The organism is Pseudoalteromonas sp. SG44-1 (assembly GCF_014164315.1).
Classification (GTDB): Bacteria; Pseudomonadota; Gammaproteobacteria; order Enterobacterales; family Alteromonadaceae; genus Pseudoalteromonas; species Pseudoalteromonas rhizosphaerae.
In genome coordinates this window covers 1-317 of record NZ_JACJEW010000276.1, presented here as the reverse complement: position 1 = coordinate 317, position 317 = coordinate 1, and the positions used below count along the sequence as shown (strand labels likewise).

The window sequence follows — 317 nt, the reverse complement described above, 5'->3', positions numbered from 1 at the left end:
AGCGGCTGCGTGGCTTCTGCACTCCAATTACCGCTAGCATTGGTTTGTACTGTCACCGTATGGCTGCCATTGCCATCCGTAAAGGTAATCGCAATGTCACTATTGGCTAGATCCGATGTCCCTGTGACCAGCGGCGTATTGTCGTTGGTCAATGCCGGTGCATCGATAGTGACAATCGGCGCTGTTGTGTCTATCACCCCACCATTTTCTGTGTCACTGGCGGTATTGCCGGCGGCATCGGTGACACTAGCATCAACAACAAAAGCGCCTTCTGCAAGCGGGGTCGGTACATCCACCGACCAACTGCCATCAGCCAA

At 53.9% G+C, this 317-nt stretch carries 1 protein-coding gene; it reads right to left on the bottom strand.

From position 1 onward, the window contains the following. On the bottom strand, nt 1–317 hold a 317-nt coding region (locus tag H5187_RS24150; protein ID WP_259401781.1), incomplete at both ends, for an Ig-like domain-containing protein.